Annotated in this window: 21 protein-coding genes; 20 read left to right on the top strand and 1 reads right to left on the bottom strand. The window is 29.4% G+C overall.

Translation table 11 applies throughout. The annotated features are described in order from the left end of the window. Window positions 1-219 precede the first annotated feature (219 nt). From A7L45_RS14575 to A7L45_RS14515, 14 genes are all read left to right on the top strand, one after another. On the top strand, window positions 220-1,044 hold the full coding sequence (locus A7L45_RS14575) for a flagellin N-terminal helical domain-containing protein (RefSeq protein ID WP_071613465.1): 825 nt from the start codon (window positions 220-222) through the stop codon (window positions 1,042-1,044). A 105-nt stretch (window positions 1,045-1,149) separates the two neighbouring features. Continuing rightward, window positions 1,150-2,487 (top strand): motility associated factor glycosyltransferase family protein, encoded by a 1,338-nt coding sequence (locus tag A7L45_RS14570; RefSeq protein ID WP_236900456.1) that lies wholly within the window; start codon window positions 1,150-1,152, stop codon window positions 2,485-2,487. 101 nt (window positions 2,488-2,588) lie between these two features. Next, on the top strand, window positions 2,589-2,981 hold the full coding sequence (locus A7L45_RS23900; protein ID WP_236900455.1) for a hypothetical protein: 393 nt from the start codon (window positions 2,589-2,591) through the stop codon (window positions 2,979-2,981). Then, window positions 2,974-3,321 (top strand): DUF8042 domain-containing protein, encoded by a 348-nt coding sequence (locus A7L45_RS14565; protein ID WP_071613464.1) that lies wholly within the window; start codon window positions 2,974-2,976, stop codon window positions 3,319-3,321. The genes A7L45_RS23900 and A7L45_RS14565 overlap by 8 nt, the downstream gene beginning before the upstream one ends. Window positions 3,322-3,420: 99 nt before the next feature. Continuing rightward, the gene (locus A7L45_RS14560; RefSeq protein WP_071613463.1) at window positions 3,421-5,013 is read left to right on the top strand and encodes a CgeB family protein; all 1,593 of its coding nucleotides are present in this window, start codon (window positions 3,421-3,423) and stop codon (window positions 5,011-5,013) included. 55 nt (window positions 5,014-5,068) lie between these two features. Next, on the top strand, window positions 5,069-5,170 hold the full coding sequence (locus A7L45_RS14555; RefSeq protein ID WP_071614994.1) for a flagellin: 102 nt from the start codon (window positions 5,069-5,071) through the stop codon (window positions 5,168-5,170). A 415-nt stretch (window positions 5,171-5,585) separates the two neighbouring features. Further along, window positions 5,586-6,797, top strand: coding sequence for a motility associated factor glycosyltransferase family protein (locus A7L45_RS14550; protein WP_071613462.1), 1,212 nt, complete (start codon window positions 5,586-5,588; stop codon window positions 6,795-6,797). 92 nt (window positions 6,798-6,889) lie between these two features. After that, on the top strand, window positions 6,890-7,624 hold the full coding sequence (locus A7L45_RS14545; protein WP_071613461.1) for a cytidylyltransferase domain-containing protein: 735 nt from the start codon (window positions 6,890-6,892) through the stop codon (window positions 7,622-7,624). An 18-nt stretch (window positions 7,625-7,642) separates the two neighbouring features. Continuing rightward, window positions 7,643-8,092 carry a GNAT family N-acetyltransferase gene (locus A7L45_RS14540; protein WP_071613460.1) on the top strand — a complete coding sequence of 150 codons (450 nt, stop codon included), beginning with the start codon at window positions 7,643-7,645 and terminating at the stop codon, window positions 8,090-8,092. Between the two features lie 16 nt (window positions 8,093-8,108). Next, window positions 8,109-9,164, top strand: a complete 1,056-nt coding sequence (pseI, locus tag A7L45_RS14535; RefSeq protein ID WP_071613459.1) for a pseudaminic acid synthase — start codon at window positions 8,109-8,111, stop codon at window positions 9,162-9,164. A 134-nt stretch (window positions 9,165-9,298) separates the two neighbouring features. Next, window positions 9,299-10,315 carry an SDR family NAD(P)-dependent oxidoreductase gene (locus A7L45_RS14530; protein WP_071613458.1) on the top strand — a complete coding sequence of 339 codons (1,017 nt, stop codon included), beginning with the start codon at window positions 9,299-9,301 and terminating at the stop codon, window positions 10,313-10,315. Between the two features lie 111 nt (window positions 10,316-10,426). Continuing rightward, a complete protein-coding gene (locus A7L45_RS14525) occupies window positions 10,427-11,317 on the top strand; it encodes a methyltransferase domain-containing protein (protein ID WP_071613457.1) in 891 nt (296 codons plus the stop codon). Between the two features lie 174 nt (window positions 11,318-11,491). Further along, a complete protein-coding gene (pseG, locus tag A7L45_RS14520; RefSeq protein ID WP_071613456.1) occupies window positions 11,492-12,484 on the top strand; it encodes a UDP-2,4-diacetamido-2,4,6-trideoxy-beta-L-altropyranose hydrolase in 993 nt (330 codons plus the stop codon). Between the two features lie 24 nt (window positions 12,485-12,508). Continuing rightward, a complete protein-coding gene (locus tag A7L45_RS14515; protein ID WP_071613455.1) occupies window positions 12,509-13,519 on the top strand; it encodes a dTDP-glucose 4,6-dehydratase in 1,011 nt (336 codons plus the stop codon). 114 nt (window positions 13,520-13,633) lie between these two features. On the opposite strand, the gene A7L45_RS14510 is transcribed toward A7L45_RS14515, so the two are convergent. After that, a complete protein-coding gene (locus A7L45_RS14510) occupies window positions 13,634-14,458 on the bottom strand; it encodes a flagellin (protein WP_084647473.1) in 825 nt (274 codons plus the stop codon). Between the two features lie 659 nt (window positions 14,459-15,117). Between A7L45_RS14510 and A7L45_RS14505 the strand changes: the two genes are divergently transcribed. The 6 genes from A7L45_RS14505 (at window position 15,118) to A7L45_RS14480 (ending at window position 19,796) form a co-directional block, all read left to right on the top strand. Beyond that, window positions 15,118-15,297 (top strand): YjfB family protein, encoded by a 180-nt coding sequence (locus tag A7L45_RS14505; RefSeq protein WP_071613454.1) that lies wholly within the window; start codon window positions 15,118-15,120, stop codon window positions 15,295-15,297. A 320-nt stretch (window positions 15,298-15,617) separates the two neighbouring features. Then, window positions 15,618-16,148: a DUF8042 domain-containing protein gene (locus A7L45_RS14500; RefSeq protein ID WP_071613453.1), complete on the top strand. Its 531-nt coding sequence runs from the start codon at window positions 15,618-15,620 to the stop codon at window positions 16,146-16,148. An 89-nt stretch (window positions 16,149-16,237) separates the two neighbouring features. Beyond that, complete coding sequence (locus tag A7L45_RS14495) at window positions 16,238-16,579, top strand: hypothetical protein (protein ID WP_071613452.1); 342 nt, start codon at window positions 16,238-16,240, stop codon at window positions 16,577-16,579. Between the two features lie 134 nt (window positions 16,580-16,713). Beyond that, complete coding sequence (locus tag A7L45_RS14490) at window positions 16,714-17,577, top strand: flagellin N-terminal helical domain-containing protein (RefSeq protein WP_071613451.1); 864 nt, start codon at window positions 16,714-16,716, stop codon at window positions 17,575-17,577. An 84-nt stretch (window positions 17,578-17,661) separates the two neighbouring features. Beyond that, window positions 17,662-19,461: an autotransporter outer membrane beta-barrel domain-containing protein gene (locus A7L45_RS22895; RefSeq protein WP_071613450.1), complete on the top strand. Its 1,800-nt coding sequence runs from the start codon at window positions 17,662-17,664 to the stop codon at window positions 19,459-19,461. A 38-nt stretch (window positions 19,462-19,499) separates the two neighbouring features. After that, window positions 19,500-19,796: a hypothetical protein gene (locus A7L45_RS14480; RefSeq protein ID WP_236900454.1), complete on the top strand. Its 297-nt coding sequence runs from the start codon at window positions 19,500-19,502 to the stop codon at window positions 19,794-19,796. Window positions 19,797-19,909 lie beyond the last annotated feature (113 nt).

Here is a 19,909-nt window from a genome sequence, read left to right as displayed (position 1 = left end):
AAGATTTTAAAAAACTATAAAGTATATAATTTACTATACGATAAACATAATAGAAGTTAAACATGATACTAGAAAAAGCTAATAGGATATTAGGTGATTCTAGATATTAAACTTCAAAAATATTATTAGAATAGCTACAAAGTAGTTGAGCTTAAAGAGCATAACTGCTAATACAGTGGAACAGGGATGTCCACTTTAAAAATCAAGGAGGAATTTATTATGATAATCAATCACAACATGAGTGCAATGAATGCTAACAGGAACGTAAATATTAATTCTACAAGTGCTTCTAAGTCAATGCAGAAATTATCTTCAGGTCTTAGAATCAACAATGCAGCAGATGATGCAGCAGGTCTTGCAATATCAGAAAAAATGAGAGGCCAAATCAGAGGATTAGATCAAGGTGCTAAAAATGCTCAAGATGGTATATCTTTAATCCAAACTGCAGAAGGTGCTTTAAACGAAACTACTAGTATTCTTCAAAGAATGAGAGAACTTTCAGTTCAATCTGCAACTGCAACAAACACTACTGCAGATAGAAGTGCAATTTCTACTGAATTTACTCAAATGCAAAAGGAAATTACAAGAATAGGTACTCAAACAGAATTTAACACTAAAGCATTAATAGGTGGAGCATTCAGTGCTAAATCATTAGACTTCCAAATTGGCGCAAATGCAGATCAGACAATATCTTTAAATATTAAGAATATGACTGCAACTGGATTAAGTGTTGATACTGCAAAGGCATCGGTAAATACAGCTACAGCTGCACAACTTGCAACTGCATCATTAGATAATGCTTTAAAAGCTGTTTCAAGTGAAAGAGCTAACCTTGGATCAGTGCAAAATAGACTAGAGCACACAATAAACAATTTGAACACATCATCAGAAAACCTACAAACATCAGAATCAAGAATTAGAGATGTTGATATGGCAAAAGAAATGTCAGAGTTCTCAAAAAACAATATCTTAAGTCAGGCTGCTCAAGCTATGCTTTCACAAGCAAACCAACAGCCACAACAAATTCTTCAACTATTAAGATAATGATACCTAAAAAAGGAACAGAATTTAATTCTGTTTCTTTTTTTCGTTAAAGTATTTTATATTTTCTACGAATATAAAAGTAGATGAATATGTGGAGGAACTTTTATGAATGAAGTAAATAGAATATTAATAGACCGTATAAAGAAAGTTAAGCTGAGAGATGAAGAAAGATACACTATAGAAGATAGTAAGGATGATAAAAAAATATTAAAGATTAAGAGGGATGGCAAATTTATATATTTAGGTAGTAAATATACTGTAGAAAAAGATATTCAAAGATTTATGGGAAATATTAAAAAAATAACTTTTAATTCTATTATTCTTGTATGGGGATTTGGAACAGGAGAACATATCATTGAAATATTAAAAAAAACAACCAAAAGCAATAAAATTATTATTATTGAACCAGATGAAAGAATATTAATTGAAAACTCGTTGTGTAATAATTTGAATGAGATATTAAATGAGGACAGAGTTTTATTGTTTTCTTATAAAAAAGAAAATCTAAAAGAATTTTTAGTTAGAAATATAAGCACAATAGAAATTAATAATGTGGAATTTGTAAATTATGCAAACTATGATAGGATATACGATAAAGAATATAAAGAGTTTTGGGAGAGTTTTATTGAGTTTGTAAATTTTATGACAATAGAGTTATGTACATCATTACATTTTTCAAAACAATTTTTTACTTGCTTTATGAGTAATATTACTACAATAATAAATAGCGTAACTATAAATAAACTTAAAAATATATTTGATGGCAGACCTGCAATTGTAGTTTCAGCAGGTCCGTCTTTAGAAAAAAACATTCATATGTTAAGGGAAGTTCAGGAGCAGTTTATAATTATAACTGGTGGAAGAACCTTAAAAACCCTTTTAGATGAAGGGATAACACCGGATTTTGTGTGTACCATAGATCCTGGTGAAACTTCCTATACAATTCTTGAAAAAGTATTGCATAGTAAGGTGCCATTGGTGTTTTGTGAAATAAGCAATTGTAAAATAGTTAAGGAATATAGTGGTAAAAAAATATTTTTTAAAACTAGTGATTCAGAAGATATTACAGCGGATTTGCTAGGAATAGAGGTAGATAATTTGAAGCAAGGTGGGTCTGTAGCTCATACTTGTATTGGTTTAGCTGAGTACTTAGGTTGTAGGGAAATTATTTTTGTGGGTCAAGATTTGGCATATACAAATAATAAATATCATTCTGAAAATGCAAAACACAATGAAGGAAATAGTATTTCTAAAGATGTTGAATATTTATATGTAGATGATATATACGGTGAAAAAGTTCCTACGACTAGGGTCATGGATTTTTACAGAAAAAACATAGAACAAATGATAATAGCAAATAAGGACATCACTTTTATTAATAGTACAGAGGGCGGAGCAAATATTAAAGGAACTTTAATATTGCACTACAGGAGTCAATTTTAGCATATGCATGTAAGGAAGGTATAGATAAAAACATAGAATATATACTAAACGACAAATCACAAGTAAATAAAATAACAGTAATTAAAAATATAATTAATATTTTGAAATCAATTAATAATGTAGAAGAGATATGTAAAAAGGCTATTGTATACACTTCTAGGATGTATAAATATTACGATAAAAACTCGAAAGTGGATATAAATAATACAATTGATCTTTTAGAAAAATTAGATTGTAAGCTAAATAAAGAACTAATAAACGTGAAAATTATAAAAAAATTGTATACACCATTAATGGCCAGAGTTATGGTTTCGGAGGAATTTAAGGAAAAAGTAGATGAAAACAAAAAACAAAAGGGAAAAAGAGTTGCACTGAAAAGTGAAACAATATATAAAGGACTTCTAGAAATAGTAAAAGAAGCTAAAATACAACTTAAAAAAGTTGATGAGGATTTAATAAAAATGCATAAAAGTAGGGGGAGTTACAATGAATGAGCAATTTGAAGCTTTAAAAAGTGTAAAAGAATATATGGTTAATTTGATAAATGGAATAGAAAGGGCAGTAGAATATTTTCAAGCAGGAGAGGAGAGAAAAGCTTGCGAATTAATTTCACCAATTACAGAAGGTATACAATGGATGAGCGAAGCATTAATGCTTACAAAAAATATCCATCACCAAGATATAACATTACAGGATATGAACGAAAAATTAAAGGAAATAGTGGAGGCATTTGAAAACGAAGATTTCATTTTAATTGCAGATTTGTTTGAATATGAATTAAAACCAATACTTGAGGATATTCAAAAGAATATTAATAAGGTAGTAGTAAGCTAAACATAGGTAGAAACTTAATTAGTTATTATAAATAAAAAAATAAGACAACTAACTTCATAATAATTAGTTGCATTTCTTATGATTGGGGAAAGTGATTTTATGGAATTAAATAGAATTATAATTGAACGAGCTAAAGATGGCAATCTTACTTGTAAAGTTGAGGTAGATGGAAAAATTAAATATATTTATTCTAAATATCAGCCAATGAAAAATATTTATATACCTGATATTAGTAATAGTAAAAACTGTATTATTGTCATAGGGCTAGGTTTAGGATACGAGTTACTGGAAATAGAGAAAAGATGTGGAACAAAAAAAATTTATGTAATAGATAGTGATGAGTTTTTTTATAATAGTATAATTGAAAATGAGGAAATAAAACATATAGTTTTAAATTCAAAGGCGCTTTTTTTATTTGGTGATGAATATAAAAAACTTCAACACATTGATATATCTGATACACAAATAATAATTAATAAAAACATTTCAAGTATTTCCAATGAATATATTTATAAAGTAGCTAATCATTTTAATAAATGTATTGTTAATAAAAAGATATTGTTTTTTCATCATCCAACGATTGCAAATGACTGTATTGAAGCTTTGAAAAATTTGAATTACAATATAGTAATGGGAGAATATATTTTAGGTTTATCATATGGAGAAATTTTTAGTAAAATTGCACGTGAAATGCCAAAATATATTTTTACTATTAATTTTTGCGCTGAAATAGCGGATATTGCTGATAAGATTGGATTAACTTATATATCATGGACAGTTGACACTCCCAATTATAACTTATACAAAAGGGAGGTATATTATAAAAACAATATTATTTTTATATATGATGAAGTAATTGTGAACGATTTAAAAGATAAGGGAGTAAAGAATATATACTATATGCCAGTGGCAGCTAACATTAAACGATTTGATGAAATCATCATAAATAAAGAGGATTATACAAAATATGTAACTGATGTTAGCTTTGTTGGATCTGCAGGTATGGATAATGAATTTAATAGTTTTAGTAAATTTTTGAGTGAAGAAATTATGAAAAAAACAATTGATTTATTTGATTTACAAAAGAAAGACACAACAAAATATTTAATAAAGGAATATATTGAATTTTTTGATAAAGCAGTAAAATTCGAGAATGAAGATAGTATGTCAATCTTGACAAAATCGGAAAGGAATGCATTTCTTCTTGCAAGGAAATTTAATGAGATTGAAAGGAGAGAATTAATAGACACTATATCAAATAAATTTGAGATTAAAGTATATGGTGATGAAGCATGGAAGTTGATACATGGTAATAAATTGAAATATATGGGGCAAGCGGAGCATTTTAATGAAATGCCTAAAGTATTTAAGTTATCTAAAATTAATATTAATTTAACACGTATATATGTGGAATCAGGGTTACCTATGAGAGTTTTTGATGTGTTAGGTAGTAAAGGTTTTTTAGTAACAAACTATAAATCTGATATAGTAAGATATTTTAATAATGGTAAAGACTTAATAATATATAGAGATTTACAAGATCTTTTAGAAATTACTGAGTATTATTTACATAACGAAAAAGAAAGACAGGAGATTATTATTAATGGGTATGAAAAGGTTAAGCGGGAGCATACATATGATGTTAGAGTAAAACAATTGATGAATATTGTGGTGAATCATAAAAAATTATAAGAATAATAGTTAAAAGGGAACAAAATTTATTTCTTTTCAATTTTAACTAAAATTTATAAATAGACTGGATCATGCAATTATCAATTTAAATACATCATCTGAGAAATTAGAAAAATCAGAATCAAGAATTAGAGATGTTGATATGGTAAAAAAATAAGGATTTCCATAGAACAATATCCTAACTCAAGCTACCCAAGCAAAGCAACAATAGCAACGGAGCGTTCGGCTATTAATATAAGGATAGTTAATACAAGAACAGTACTGATTCTGTCATTTTTAAAATTAAAGTATTCTATATTTTCTACGAACGTAAAAGTAGATAAATATGTGGAGTACTTGTTATGAATGAAATTAATATAATATTTCAGAAGATATTTAAATAATATTAAAAATAAAGAAGTATTGAAAATTTGTATATATTGAATCTTACTTCATTACTAAATGAGGTAAGAACTAATATTCAAGGAGCCTTAGTGGTGACATCAAATGTAGCTATTCACAAATACTCTAAACATATAATAAATACTAATTAGGGAATCACAAGTAAATATAATTAGAAGGACGACGATTTGATGAATAGGAAAATAGACATAATTAATACGAGAGAATCAAATGTAACTTTATTGGTAGAAAATATTTTTCTTCATAGTAAGTACTATCCAGTAAAAGAGGGAAAGAAATTTATTAAATTAAATGAATATTTCTATAAAAATAAAAATGTGGTAATGATCTATGGTTTAGGACTGGGATATCATATTAAAGAATTGTTAGCGAGTTGTAATGTAAATTGTAAAATATATATTTTTGATGCTGATAAAGAAATATTTAATATAGCCGAAAATTTAGGCAAATTAGATGATATAAGAAGAGATAAAAGAGTGGAAATATTTAACGATTATTCACAAAAGTTTTTACAGGATTTTGTAAGGCTTGCACAATTGGTAGATGATATATTGATATATAAACCTTCTGTTAAGTCACTCTCAGATGAATATAAACCTTTAAAAAATATACTTGAGGATTATAATGTTGCTAAAATAGCTGTAGAAAGATTTAGTGAAGTAATGAGTGAAAATTATAAACATAATTTAAGGCTGAAATATTCTGGTATTAAAGAATTTTTTAATAGGATAAGTGTTAAAGGGGAAACCGTGATAATAGTAGCGGCAGGACCTTCTTTAGACTATGATATAGGTACATTAAAAAAACTGAATGGAAAATTTAAAATATTTTCTGTTGGAACAGCTTTAAATACACTTATGAATAATGGAATTAAACCAGATATGGTTACTATAATTGATGCACAGGAGATTGTGTCTGAGCAATTTAAAGGATATGAAAGCTTAAGTATTCCATTATGTTTTTTAAGTACCGCATCTAGATGGGTTGTTTCGAATTATAAAGGACCTAAATATATGTTTTATAATGATAATAACGAAGAGAATGTAATAATAAACACAGGGAAAACTGTAGCAGTAGCAACGTTAGATATAGCAATAAAAGGTGGAGCAAATGAAATTATATTTCTTGGACAAGACTTAGGATTTTTAGAAAATAGAAGTCATGCAGGGAAAATTAATGATGTTCTAGCAGATGTTTCTTATAAAAAGGTGTTAGGTGTTAATGGTAGTATGATAGATACAAATGATGGTTATATGTATTTTAAAAGACAGATAGAAAAAGAAATTGAGGAACATCAAAATGTTAGATTTATAAATTGTAGTAAGGGAGCAAGGATAAAAGGGACAGTGGAAATGGATTTAGAAAATGTGAAAAAATTGTAATTCCAACAAAAGTAATATATAGAAAAAGCATAGCTTGCGAGTTATCGTTAAGTTAAAACTAGATAAAAATACTTAGGTAGGTGATATTTAAAATGAAAGTGGTATGTATAATACAAGCTAGGATGGGGTCTATAAGATTACAGGGAAAGGTCCTCATGAAAATATGTGGGAAATCCGTTTTAGAACATGATATAGATAGATTAAAAAGAGTAAATAATATAGATGAAATTGTTATTGCAACTACAACATTAGAAAAAGATAATATTATAGTTGAAGAAGCTAAAAGGTTAGGAATTACATATTTTAGAGGTTCGGAAGACGATGTTTTATCTAGATATTATTATGCAGCTAAAGAAAATAATGCAGATATAGTCGTAAGAGTAACTAGTGATTGTCCACTTATAGACAGTGAGGTTACTGAAAAAATAATCGGATATTTTATAAATAATAGAGGAAATTATGATTATGTAAGCAATACAATAGAAAGAACCTATCCGAGAGGTTTAGATACAGAAGTATTTAGCTTTATATCATTAAAAAGAGCATTTAATGAAGCTATAATACAAAGAGATAGGGAACATGTTACTCCATATATATGGGATAATGATAAAAATTTCAGGTTAGCCCAATATAAAAACATCATTAATTATTCGAATTTAAGATGGACACTGGATACTGAAGAGGATTTTAAGCTTATTAATACTATATTTAAATATTTACATTGTAAGAAGGAAAATAATTTTAATATGTATGATATCTTAGATTTATATAGAATTCATCCAGAACTAAAGGATATAAATATATATATAAAACAAATAATAGTTTAAAAAAGTTTGGAGAAATATATGAAAAAATATTTGGAAAAAGCAGTTGAAAGTGATTGTAAGATATTATTTCGATGGTCTAATGAGAAACTGGTGAGGGAAAATTCATATAGTTCAAAGGCGATAATATTTGAAGAACATATGGAGTGGCTAAAAAGAAGATTGGTTTCTAATAGTTGTTATATATATATATATTGTATAGACGAAAATCCAGTTGGACAAGTGAGATTAGATGTTGAAAATGAAATTGGAACAATCAGTTATAGCCTTGATAAAGATTATAGAGGCCAAGGATTGGCAATAGAAATGCTTGAATTATTGGAAAAGAAGATTTATAAAAGTAACATGAAGGTTAAAACTTTAGTAGGTTACGTAAAGAGAGAAAACGTAGCATCACAAAAGATTTTTCAGAGGCTTCAATATGAAAGTAAAATTGAAAATGACAGTTTTCGTTTTTTAAAATATCTTTAAATAGGGAGGTAGCTATATGAGTAGTTTAATAAAAATTAGCGATAAAGTTATTTCTGAAAATTCAGCTGTATTTGTAGTAGCGGAAATTTCAGCTAATCATAATGGGAATTTCGATAATGCAGTAAAACTTATTAAAGAAGCGGCTAAAGCAGGTGTTGATGCAGTAAAACTTCAAACATATACAGCTGACACTATAACTATTGATTGTAATAATGAGTATTTTCAAATAAAACAAGGAACTTTATGGGACGGTAGAAATCTTTATAATTTATATAAAGAAGCATATACTCCTTGGGAGTGGCAGCCAAAACTAAAAGAAATAGCTGAAGAAGAAGGTTTAATATGTTTTTCATCTCCATTTGATAAAACAGCAGTAGATTTCCTTGAAGATATGAATGTACCTGTTTATAAGGTGGCTTCTTTTGAAATTACAGATATTCCACTAATAGAATATATGGCATCAAAAGGAAAGCCTATGATTTTGGCAACAGGAATTGCTACATTAAGTGAGATACAAGAAGCCATAGATGCATGTAAAAGAGTAGGGAATTATCAAATTGCTATTCTAAAATGTACTAGTGCTTATCCAGCGCCGTTAGAAGATATGAATCTAAAAACTATACCTAATTTAGCAGAAACATTTAATGTGGTGTCAGGCTTATCTGACCATACTATAGGTATTTCTGTACCTATAGCAGCTGTAGCACTTGGAGCTAAAATTATAGAGAAACATTTCACTTTATGTAGAGCAGATGGCGGACCAGATGCAGCATTTTCTTTAGAGCCGGATGAATTAAAAGCTATGGTGATATCAATAAGAGAAATCGAGAAGGCTTTAGGGACTGTTACTTATGATTTAACTGATAAAATGAAAAATAGCAGGGCATTTTCTAGGTCACTATTTGCTGTTGAAAATATTAAAAAGGGTGAAGTGCTTACAGAAAATAATGTGAAATCTATAAGACCGGGATATGGAATGCATACTAGGTATTATAATGAAATAATCGGGAAAATAGCAAAAACAGATATTAATAAAGGAATGCCTATGGAATGGAATTTAATAGACAATTAACAAAGTGATTAGTAGCTGATGCTACTAATCATTTTGTTATTTATTAAAAAAATATAAACTATTGGTGAATTTGTACGAGTATTATAGTATATTTAATATAAAAGTTAAGTAATAAGTTTAAGTGGAGGGACAACATGGGATACTATACAGGGAAAAAAATTCTTGTCATTGGTGGAACTGGTACTATAGGTCATGGTCTTATAAAGGAACTTGTAAAACAAGGACCAAAGGTAATAAGAATACTTAGCAGAGACGAATATAAACAATTTATAATGGAAAATGAAATTAATGATGATAAAAAGTTTAGATTTCTGATTGGTGATGTGCGAGATTATGAGAGAGTAGAAAGAGCAATGAATAACATAGATGTAGTATTTAATTTAGCAGCCATGAAACATGTACCAGCATGCGAATATAATCCAGGTGAAGCTATTAAAACTAATATTGTGGGAATGGAAAATGTGATAAAAGCAGCTATGCACAATAATGTGGAATGCGTAGTGTTTACAAGTTCAGATAAAGCCATTAATCCAGCAAATTCTTATGGAGCTACAAAACTCTTAGCAGAGAAATTAGTACAAGCAGCAAATTTTAACAAAGGTAATTGTAGAACTAAGTTTGTTGCAGTTAGATTTGGAAATGTTATGGGATCTAGAGGTTCAGTAATACCACTATTTAAAAAACAAATTGAACAAAATAGAAAGATTACAGTTACAGACCCAGAAATGACTAGATTTATGATGACTTTAACTCAAGCGGTAAAGCTTATTATGGATACTGCTGAGAATACAATAGGCGGAGAAGTTTTTGTTCTGAAAATGCCTGTAATTAAGCTTTATGATCTTGCAGAAGTAGTGCTCGAAGAAACTTGTAAAATACTTAATATAAAAAAAGAAGATGTGAAGCTGCATATTATTGGACTTAGGGCTGGAGAAAGAAAATTTGAAGAACTTATGACTAAGGAAGAATCGGAATTTGCTTTTGATTTAGGTAATATGTATTCGGTATTGCCATCAGCATATTTAGAAAATTTATATGAATTTTATGAGAAACATAAAAAAGTTGAAATTAAAAGCTATAATTCAGCAAATAAAAATATTTTACGTAAAGAGGAGATTAGAACATTATTGAAGGAAGAGGGTTTGGTGTGAAAAATGAAAACAGATAATTGAGCAGATGGTGGTGGTAATTTAGCAGCGCTAGCTTATCAAGACCAAAAAAATGTGAAAGTGGAAAAATAAAAACGCTAAGGAGTATTAAAAATGGATAAGTTAAAAATTTTAAGTAGAGTTAAGCAGTTGTATTTGCAAAATACCAATATAATAAAATATTTAAAAGAGATAGAGGGGGATATTTGTAATTCCATTGAAGATATTATGATTAGCTATGATTTTCAAGCTGGTACATATATTAAGGCATACAAAAAAGAATCGTTATTTATAAACAAATATTGTTTTGAACTCGCTCAATACATTGATAATTTAGGTGAATATAACTCATTATTAGAAGTTGGGATTGGTGAAGCAACTACTTTGGCACCTTTGATTCTTTCCTTAGAAAATAAACCTAATAAATGTTATGGGTTTGATATATCTTGGTCAAGAATAAAATATGCTAAGAAATTCTTAAATGAGCTAAAAATAAGTAATGTGCAATTATTTACAGGAGATTTATTTTGTACACAGTTTAAAGATAATTCTATTGATGTAGTATATACATCGCATTCAATTGAACCTAATGGGGGTAAAGAAAAAGAAGCGCTTATGGAACTATATCGCATAACGAATAAATATTTAATTTTATTAGAACCATCATATGAATTTGCAAATGAGGAGTCAAGAGAAAGAATGTTGAATCATGGATACGTTACTAATTTATATTCAACAGCAAAAGAACTTGGATATAATGTTATTGAACATAAATTATTTGAAATTTGCTCAAATCCTTTAAACCCCACTGGAATAATAATTATTAAAAAAGACTTAAATTTTCAAGTTTTAAATCCATTATGCTGTCCTATTACTAAAACTGATTTTCTGAAAAAGAACATTGCTTATTTTTCAGAAGAAAGTCTTCTTGCATATCCAATAATTGATGAAATACCTTGTTTATTGCCTCAAAATGCAATTATAGCAACAAAGTTTTTAGATTAAAAGGAAGTTAAATTTAAAAGGATAGCTATTATGCAGAAAAAGATCATTAGCGGAAAATGTTATAAAACTACCTATCCATAACAATGGAGAATGCGTAGTATTATAAATTAACTAATGATATATTAGAAAGAGGAAGTTCGAGCATTACTTAAGAAAGAAGGCTTGGTGTAATTAATGAAAATAGCTATTAGAGCAGATGGTGGCGCAAATATTGGTATGGGACATATAATGAGAACTTTGGTTATAGCAAAAGAATTCTCTAAAATTAATGATGTTTTTTATATATGTAGAGTAGATAATCCTTTAAGTGAGAAATATAGAATAGGAATTGAAATGATAAAATCACAAGGATTTGTAGTTATGGAAATAAGAGAAGAGTCCATGTTGCTTGATATAAAAGATATACAAGCAGATTTATTAATTACGGATAGTTACGATGTAGATGAAAGGTATTTTAATGAGACTAAAAAAATGTTTAATCAGACTGTATATATAGATGATATGAATTTATATTGTTTTAATGTAGATTTCTTAATTAATCAGAACGTAGATGCTGCTGATTTTGAATATAAAGTTAATCCTAATACAAAGCTACTTATAGGGCCAACTTATATAATGTTACGAGAAGAATTTAGAGTGAATTCCAAAAAATATGTAAAAATTAATGTGAATGATATAATGATAACGGTAGGCGGTGGGGACCCACAGCATGTTACAGAACAACTTCTAGAATATGTAGAAAGGTTAGAGTACAATTTTCATGTAATTGTAGGCCCTTCTTTTGATGGAAAAGGGTTTTTGAAGAACTTTAAAAGCCCTAAAATTAGTTTTTATTACAATGCGAATATGTATGAAATTATGAAAAAATGTGATATAGCTATTTCAGCTTGTGGAAGTACATTATATGAACTAGCAACTTGCGGGATAGCGACGCTAGGGATTATTGTTGCGGAAAATCAACAAGGAATAGCTGCTAAGTTAAGTGAAATGGGAATAATAAAAAATATAGGATGGTACGATAAATTAGATAAAGATATGTTTGTAAGTGAGTTAAATAACCTTTGTAATGATTATGGGGAAAGAAAAGAAATCAATAGAAGAGGTAAAGAAGTTATTGATGGAAGTGGTGTGAAAAGAATAGTGGAGAATTTGATTAGAAAAATATGATTAGTTTAAGGGGAGTGGATATATATGAATATATTAGTAACAGGTGGGGCTGGATTTATTGGACGTTGGGTTGTAAAAAGATTATTGGATGATGGACATAGTGTAGTAGCATTAGACAATTTATCCAATGGGATGCTAGAAAACATAGAAGAATTTAATGAAAATATGAATTTCAAATTCGTAAAAGGTGATATAAACGACCAAATTATTTTACATAAAATTTTCAAAGAAAAATTTGATATAATATATCATTTAGGAGCATCTATAAATGTTCAGGATAGTATAGATGATCCCAAAACTACATTCTATAATGACACTGTTGGAACATTTAACATTTTAGAAAAAACTAAAGTTCAGATGTTTGGTGAAAATGCTAAAATGGATGGTTCTGAATGGATATTGGATATTAATGAAAATACTTATCCGTGCAAAATTATTTTTATGAGCACATGTATGGTGTACGATACAGCAGATGAAGATGGTATAGATGAAATGCATCCGACAAAGCCTATATCACCTTATGGAGCAAGTAAGATTGCAGCAGAAAACATGGTTCTTTCATATTACAATGCGTACAAGCTTCCTACCGTAGTTATAAGACCTTTTAATACCTATGGTCCTCATCAAAAAACTGGTGGTGAAGGTGGCGTAGTTGCAATATTTATAAAGAATGCATTAGAAGGAAAAGATATAAACATCTATGGCAGGGGAGAACAAACAAGGGATTTACTTTATGTAAAAGATTGTGCTAGATTTGTTGTTATGGCTGGTTATTCAGATAAAATAAATGGTGAAATAGTAAATGCAGGTACAAATAGAGATGTTACTGTAAATGAACTTTCTGAAATTATAAATAAAGGGCGAGTTGCAATAAATCATGTAAAACATATACATCCACAGAGTGAAATAATGAAACTTAAGTGTAATTACTCAAAAGCGAAGGATCTTATGGATTGGCAACCAGAATATACGCTAGAACAAGGTATAGAAGAAACTGAACAATGGATAAATATTACTTGGGAAAAAAGTAAATAGTGGCACTCGCAATGCCACTTACTATCTGGTGGGTTATTTTGAAATATAAGAAAATGGTTGTCCAATGAAATATTTCATTGGACAACCATTTATGTATTAATCATAACTTTCACATCAGGATTGTAACCATTTATTTAATATGTTATTGACATTTTCATTATTTAATCTTGAAGATAATAACATTTGATTGCTAGCGCTTTCCAAGGCATTAAATCTAACCATTTTCATAGTTGCAGTTGCCATATTTATATCTTCGATTTGTGAAAGAGATACGTTAATATTATAGTTTGCATTAGTTGCATCTGTCAAAGAGTGCTGAATAGAATTTAAGTCTGCACCTGTGCTAGTTCTATTATTAATAACTCTTATTAGAGCTTCATCAATTTTTGATATAGCATTGCTGGAATCTGTTTGGCTATTTAGTGAAGCAGTATCTAAGCCTAAAGCAGTAGTACTAGTGTCAAATAGTTTTATAGAATAACTAGCATAAGGGGTGTCTCTAGTTTGAATATCTAAATATTTATCATCGGTTAAAAGCTTTATATCATTAAAATTAGTGCTTTGTGAAATTTCATCTATACCTGCCTTCATTTGCTTAAATTCATTATCTAAAGCTTTTCTATCTTCATTTGATAATGTTCCAGTAGAAGCTTGAACGGAGGTTTCTTTCATTCTATGAAGAAGTGTTGAAATTTCTCCTAAAGCTCCGTCTGTTACTTGAAGTAATGATATGCCGTCCCCCATACAATTCTGGGCTGCAGATAATCCTCTTACTTGAGCTTTAAAGCTTTCACTAATAGCTAGCCCTGCTGAATCATCAGAAGATCTATTAATTCTTTTACCAGAAGAAATTTTTTCTATTACATTCTCACTTTGGGGTTTGTTTTTAGTTAGTTTATTATATGAATTTAGTAAGGAAAAATTGTTATTTATTATCAATAAAATCACCTCCTTGTAAAAATGAAGTATTATATAATCTTCGTAAAAATTAGCATAAACTTTAGAGAATTTTTCAAAATGATTAAAAACTAAAAAACTTACAATATTAAAAAGTAGGTTTGATAATTCATTGGGCTATAAGTATTTATAATTTAACAAGAGTTAAACATGTACAAATACAATAAAAAAATAAAATACTGAGAATTTAGAGGGATTTTAGAGGGAATATAAGCGTATACTTGGTATAAACTTATATTTTTTGTGAGGTTTAAATCATAGACTAAGTAAAGTCGTCGGAAGAGTTTAAATGAATTTATATTCTTTTAGTTGCTTTTGGATTTTGCTAATATAGCTAGCTTAAATTATAATGAATGTAGAGATAAAAAGACATACTTGTGGGATTGGTTTTGATATTTGGTGTTTTAGAAAAAAATAGTATTAAGTGATAATTTTTATTATGAGTTTGAGACAATAGAGTATTTTCAAAGATATTATAAAATAGCTATATTTGAATACAATAAACAATTATGCTGTTATAATGAAGGTAGGACATTAAAATAAAGGAACGAAATATTTCAGGTATAAAAGAAGCTATAGAATTTAAACAATCCACTAAGGTAATGGTAATTTGGGGAAAAGAGTAAATGGGAGGTGTTTTGATGGACATAGGAGTATTATCAATGGTAATGAGTCAATCAAAGGTAAAAGAATCAGCAGGTATAGCAGTAATGAAGATGGCAATGGATACTGGTAAGGAAACTGCTACTCAAATGACAGAAATGATAAAGAATGTTGCAGTAGACTCTAATGTAGGGCAGAACTTGGATGTATGGGCGTAGTATTTGTATGAAGATATAGAATTGTAGTATGAACTTCAATGTTATGGTTGGATAGAAGTTAGTAGAGATCATGAGACAAGTTGGTGTAAATGTGAAATAAGAGGGACAATCAAAATGAGCATTAGTGACTAAATCAGTAGTTGTGGTGCTTATTTTGTTGTCTTTTAATAAGTATTTATTACTATTGTAGTTTAAAACTTAAGTTGGTATAGTGAGTATATCTTTAAATTCTTTATACCTATTATGGAGTTAACAAAAGATAATAGTGTATGGGATAGGTATTTACAAAATTAAGATTTTAGCTAGGTGGGGTAAATAATATGAGTAAAAAAACTAAAATTGATAAATCAAGAATAATATTTGTAATGAGCATAATTTTTTTTGTAATATCCATTTTTACGAAAATACATAACACAAGCATGATTTTAAAAGAAAATAAAAGAAAAGTAATTTTAAATAATTCTAATCAGAAAATTCTAAAAAAAGAGAGCGGAAAACATGCAGATGAAATAAGGTATACCTTAAAGATTTCTGATACATTAGGAGAAGCTTTAACTTATATACAACTAAATTATAAAAATGGTACAAAATCGCAGGTGAAAACAGTATTAAATGATTCTATAGATGGAGTAAATAGTATAAGTAGCGCATTAAAAACGATGAATGAAGATTTAGCTAATAAAAATGTAATGGCAGAAACAAATAAGTTAGAGTCTCAACTTAAAGAATTAATGCAGGCGCTTATTGAGAATAATTTTAAAACCGAAGAAAGCATTATAAATTCAATAATTTCGGATGATTACGTGCAATGGAAAAAAGATATAGAAAATGAATTTAGATATATGATATAATAAAAACAAAGATTCTAATTCGTGTGTCACGATGTTCAGATGAAACCGTAGACAAGTTTAACGCTTTAAATTATGAGGGGTGATGTTTTGTGAGTAGTAATAGCCAAGATTTAAATCAAGTTGAGGCAGTAAAAAAAATTATTAAAGGACTAGATGAAATAAATAGTCTTTGTTTTGATTCAAATGTAAAAAACAAAATTAAAGAACTACAAAGTTTTGTTGTTAGTACTTTTGAGGTAGACAGCACATCTTTTATGGAAGATATGATATATAATAAAATGATAGAAGTTAAGCAAATCAGTCCAGATCTTTATGTAAAGTTATATATGTTATATAGAAATCTTGTTAGAGGTAAGATATCAAAAGAAGAGGCTAGTAATTCATTTGATAGTTGTTTAAGTTTGTATTCATTTGATGAGATGGTATATTAATGTTACATATATCAAATTACAAAAGTTGGAACATTGAAGGGCGTAGTTGGAAAAGGTGCTAAAGTTAAATGTAGTATCTCCGATATATTAAAATAGGTAGTTAATAAAAAAATTTAATGGAGTTGATTAAATTTATGAGAATAAATAAGAATTTAGCATCTATAAATATATATAGAGAATATAGCAAAAATCTTATTAAACAGGGTTCATCCTTAGAGCGAGTATCTTCTGGGATAAAAATAAATAATTCAAAAGAAGATCCTAATGCAATGGCTCAAAGTGAAAGATTTAGAATGCAGATAAGAGGACTTCAAATGGCAGGGAATAATGCTCAGGATGGAGTTAGCATGCTCCAAACTGCAGAAGGCAGTCTTGATGGTATAACTAGTATGCTACAAAGGGTTAGGGAGTTAGTAGTACAAGCTGGAGGTACGACAACTGATTTGGACAAAGAAGTTATTCAAAAGGAAATAACCCAAATGTTATCAGGAGTAGATGATATGGCTAATAACAATGAATTTAATGGAGTTAAACTTTTAAATGTTGGTGATGCTACAGGTGCTACAGGGGTGGCTACAGGCGCTATAGGAATGGTTACGGGTGTTATTTCAGGTGAAAAAATCGTCATACCGACGTACAATTTAACTGCAAGTGGTTTAAAACTTAGGGATGGAACAACAGACAAGGTAGATGTAGTTAATGTAGATACTGCTGTTTGTTTAGGACTTGTAGATACGGCTCTTGATGCTATAATGGGCGCAAGAAGTAAATTTGGAGCATTAGAAAACAGATTCCAAAGCTCTTCTGATTCTACAACAGAAATATCAGATAAGATCCAATCTGCTGAAAGTGGTATTAGAGATACAGATTTGGCTACTGAACTGATGGAATATTCTAAATACAACTTACTTGTAGAAGCGGGGACCGCTATGATGGTTCAATCAAATCAGTTACCACAAAATGCATTAAAGATATTAGAAAATGTTAGAAGTAGATAAAGAACTCATTTTGGGTTTTTTATTTTTTTCTTTTATAAAAATTATAAATCATATATTTAAATAGAATCAAGAGGAGATAAATTTATGAAAAAGTTATTATCAAAATTACTAATCATAATAGTATTACTATCAATTGTTTTACCATCATCAGTATATGCGGCAGAAGCAAGATCGACGCCACTAGACCCAACAGCTATAGTAGTAACAAATAATGCTTCTGGGACACCAGATACGGTAGTAGTTCAATACGCTGCTATAGGGGATATAATAAACGTATATTCATCATCAGTAGGTGGAGAATTACTTGGAACAGCAACTGCTACAGTAGCAGGAGATTTAACAGCAAGTATAACACAACTGGGGGTAGCTGCCGGAAAGGTGTATATTTCGATTACAAGGAAAGCTTTGCTTGAAAGTACTAGAACATCAGCGGTAGGATACGATGCGGAGGCAAAATCTATACCATTAGATCCAACGGCTATAGTTGTAACAAACAACGCAGTTGGAACACCAGACGCATTAGTGGTTCAAAACTTAGCTATAGGAGATATAGTAAATGTATATTCATCAGCTATAGGTGGAGATTTGATAGGAACTGCAACTGTAAAAGTAGAAGGAGATTTAACGGTAAAGATTGATCAAATTGGAGCAGAAGCTGGAAATGTATATGTATCAGTTATAAGTAAAACATTTCTTGAAAGTGATAGGACATCAGCAGTAAAATATGATGCGGAAGTAAAATCTATACCCTTAGATCCAACCAAAATAATAGTAACAAATAATGCAGTTGGAACAGCAGACACAGTAATGGTTAAAAAGTTAGCTGTTGGGGACATGGTAAAAGTATATTCATCAGCAATTGGTGAGGCCTTAATAGGAACAGCAACTGTAACAGTAGCAGGAGATTTAACAGTAAGCATACCACAAATTGGAGTAGAGAGCGGAAAAGTATACGTAACAGTGACAAGTAAAGCATTGCTTGAAAGTGATAGAACAACAGCTTTAGCATACGATGCAGAGGCGAAATCGACACCATTAGATCAACCTCAAATAGTAGTAACAAATAATGCAGTTGGAACACCGGATACTGTGGTGGTTCAAAACTTATATATAGGGGATATAGTAAAAGTATATTCAGCAGCAATTGGTGGAGCCGTAATAGGCACGTCAACTGCAACAGCGTCAGGATTAACAGTAAATATAACTCAAATTGGAGCAGCGGGCGGAACTGTATATGTATCAGTAATAAGAAAAACATTTCTTGAAAGTAATAGAACATCAGTTACATATGCTGCAGAAGCTAAATCAATACAACTATATCCAAGCAATATAGTTGTAACAAATAATGCAGCTGGAACAGCAGACACAGTAGTGGTTAAAAATTTAGCTATTGGAGATGTAGTAAAGGTATATTCATCAGCAACAGATGGACTTGTAATAGGTACAACTACTGTAACAGTTGAAGGCGATTTAACAGTAAGCATAACACAACTTGGAGCAAAGGGTGGGAGTATATATGTATCAGTAACAAGTGAAAAATTGCTTGAAAGTGATAGAACAAAAGAGATAATATACGCCTCGGAAGCAAAGTCAATACCACTAGATAAAAGCAATATAGTAGTAATAAATAATTCAAATGGAATATCAGACAGAGTATTAATCCAAAATTTAGCTATAGGGGATATAGTGAAAATATACTCAATAGCAAAAGGTGGACCTGCAATAGGAAAAGGAACTGTAATAACAACAAAAACTGATACAGTTAGAGTAGATTTATTTGTAAACATAACACAAACTAAAGCAGTGAGTGGGGATATATATGTATCGGTTACAAGGAAGAAATTGTTAGAAAGTGATAGAACATTAGCAGAAAAATATTTTTAATAGCTCCCCAGGGGTGTAAAATTTACCATTGATTTAAGATGCAAGATGCAAAATCGAAGGGAGCGATGGAAATGTTAGCTGAGAAAAATAAAGACATAAAGAAAGCCTATGGATTATTGCAAACAATAAGTAAGGATAAAAAGGCAAGAATGCTATATGAATCAAGGCAAGCAGAAATTAGCGACCAACTTACTAGGATAAAATCAGCAGAAGAAAAAGGAATAGAAAATGCCATTAATTTTCTTAAACTTGGAATAAGTGAAGAAATAGGAGCCAAGGGAACAGGCGTACCAATAGAGAAAATAATTGAAATAAAAAAGAATACCTTGCAGTGAAAGGTTAGGTCTGCAAAACTCTGGCAGTGTAAATATTTGTAAATTTGATGCTGATTCATTCATATATTTTATGGAGGATAATGAGGCTTATGTAGATATTTTGTAAATTGTAT

It is taken from the genome of Clostridium estertheticum subsp. estertheticum (assembly GCF_001877035.1).
GTDB lineage: Bacteria > Bacillota > Clostridia > Clostridiales > Clostridiaceae > Clostridium_AD > Clostridium_AD estertheticum.
The sequence above is the reverse complement of the archived record's forward strand: the minus strand, read 5'-3'. Positions and strand labels throughout refer to the sequence as shown.

Bases quoted from the DNA above. Each gene is read 5' to 3' on its own strand.
- A7L45_RS14575 (WP_071613465.1), top strand. From the start codon at position 220: ATGATAATCAATCACAACATGAGTGCAATGAATGCTAACAGGAACGTA.
- A7L45_RS14570 (WP_236900456.1), top strand. From the start codon at position 1,150: ATGAATGAAGTAAATAGAATATTAATAGACCGTATAAAGAAAGTTAAG.
- A7L45_RS14565 (WP_071613464.1), top strand. From the start codon at position 2,974: ATGAATGAGCAATTTGAAGCTTTAAAAAGTGTAAAAGAATATATGGTT.
- A7L45_RS14560 (WP_071613463.1), top strand. From the start codon at position 3,421: ATGGAATTAAATAGAATTATAATTGAACGAGCTAAAGATGGCAATCTT.
- A7L45_RS14550 (WP_071613462.1), top strand. From the start codon at position 5,586: ATGAATAGGAAAATAGACATAATTAATACGAGAGAATCAAATGTAACT.
- A7L45_RS14545 (WP_071613461.1), top strand. From the start codon at position 6,890: ATGAAAGTGGTATGTATAATACAAGCTAGGATGGGGTCTATAAGATTA.
- A7L45_RS14540 (WP_071613460.1), top strand. From the start codon at position 7,643: ATGAAAAAATATTTGGAAAAAGCAGTTGAAAGTGATTGTAAGATATTA.
- pseI (WP_071613459.1), top strand. From the start codon at position 8,109: ATGAGTAGTTTAATAAAAATTAGCGATAAAGTTATTTCTGAAAATTCA.
- A7L45_RS14530 (WP_071613458.1), top strand. From the start codon at position 9,299: ATGGGATACTATACAGGGAAAAAAATTCTTGTCATTGGTGGAACTGGT.
- A7L45_RS14525 (WP_071613457.1), top strand. From the start codon at position 10,427: ATGGATAAGTTAAAAATTTTAAGTAGAGTTAAGCAGTTGTATTTGCAA.
- pseG (WP_071613456.1), top strand. From the start codon at position 11,492: ATGAAAATAGCTATTAGAGCAGATGGTGGCGCAAATATTGGTATGGGA.
- A7L45_RS14515 (WP_071613455.1), top strand. From the start codon at position 12,509: ATGAATATATTAGTAACAGGTGGGGCTGGATTTATTGGACGTTGGGTT.
- A7L45_RS14505 (WP_071613454.1), top strand. From the start codon at position 15,118: ATGGACATAGGAGTATTATCAATGGTAATGAGTCAATCAAAGGTAAAA.
- A7L45_RS14500 (WP_071613453.1), top strand. From the start codon at position 15,618: ATGAGTAAAAAAACTAAAATTGATAAATCAAGAATAATATTTGTAATG.
- A7L45_RS14490 (WP_071613451.1), top strand. From the start codon at position 16,714: ATGAGAATAAATAAGAATTTAGCATCTATAAATATATATAGAGAATAT.
- A7L45_RS22895 (WP_071613450.1), top strand. From the start codon at position 17,662: ATGAAAAAGTTATTATCAAAATTACTAATCATAATAGTATTACTATCA.
- A7L45_RS14480 (WP_236900454.1), top strand. From the start codon at position 19,500: ATGCAAGATGCAAAATCGAAGGGAGCGATGGAAATGTTAGCTGAGAAA.